The organism is Nitriliruptor sp., assembly GCF_040882075.1.
Classification (GTDB): domain Bacteria; phylum Actinomycetota; class Nitriliruptoria; order Nitriliruptorales; family Nitriliruptoraceae; genus Nitriliruptor.
In genome coordinates, this window is the sequence record NZ_JBBEBZ010000040.1 from 1 (window position 1) to 1,182 (window position 1,182).

Sequence of the window (1,182 nt, forward strand, 5' to 3'; positions counted from 1 at the left end):
GCATCGCCCGCGTCGCCCGCGTCGTCCGCGTCGCGCCCGTCGCCCGCGTCGTCGGTGAGGGCGGTCGCGGGGGTGTGGAGCACCAGGGTGTGGCGATCCAGCCCGGTGGTGTCCGTGCCGCCAGCGGCCACCGCGGCTGCGACCGCGTGCACGACCGCGTCCGCGAGCCGTGCCCCGCCCGTGCGCTGGTGGTGCCCGAGCGGCCCGTCACCGTCTTCCGCGGAAGAATCAGCCGGTGTCGGGCTGTGGATCTCGATGCCGTGACCGGCGTCGGCCATCGCCAGCAACGCCGCCGTCCGATCCGGTCCGGCGGCTTCCACGCCTTCTTCCGCGGAAGAAGCTCCGGAGGTCCCCAGCGGTTCTTCCGCGGAAGAAGCTCCGGCCTGGACCGCGGTGAGGTCGGCGTCGTGGTCGAGGTCGACCAGACGTCGTGCGCCGGCGAGGAGTTCGGCGGCTTCCTCGTCCAGCAGGGTGATCGACACCGTGGTGGTCCCATCCCCGTTGGACCGCGACCGCACCCCCCGACGCACGTCAGGGACCGCCATCTCGCCCGAACAGCTCCGACGGAACGCTCGCACGATCCGTTCGACCTCCGCCCCCGTCGCCGACCGGCACCAGTCCAACAGCAACTGTTCGACCTGCGGGACCGCGACCCGGGTGATCGCCCGCACCTTGGTGTACGAGACCGTCCCCGCCTCGAACGCACCCCGCACCAGGTGTAGCTCCCGCAACCGAAGCCCCACCCGGACGTGATCAGCCGCCGTCGACGCCCCCACCCCCGCCTCGAACGACAACCACTGCGCCGGGGTCCTGGCCCCGTGATCGGCCCACACCCCACGCACCACCAGCTCGGCGACCAGCTGCAGGTACCGGCACGTCGCCGCAGCCACCCGCGAGGCCTGCGCCCCCAGCTCGGCCACCAACGCGTCATCATCCAGACCCGTCAACGCCTCGTCCGGGCCGAGGGCCCGTGCCCGCTCCAACAGCGCGAGCCAGGACAGCTCCTGCCCAGCGAGCCCGCTGCCCGCATCGAACCGCGGAGGCTCACCATCCTCTGGCAGCGGCGCTTCCCCGACCGACCTCGACGCCGACCCGCCCGGCCACCGATCCAACGCCGCCAACGCCGCCGGCAACGACCCCGTCTCCACCATCCGCACGCTCCCCGTCGAACGGTCCCCGCAG

1 pseudogene is annotated in these 1,182 nt (G+C 73.2%); it reads right to left on the minus strand.

The features are described from left to right. Nucleotides 1–1,151: pseudogene (locus WEB03_RS02100) on the minus strand (hypothetical protein); the annotation flags it as partial. Nucleotides 1,152–1,182: the final 31 nt, after the last annotated feature.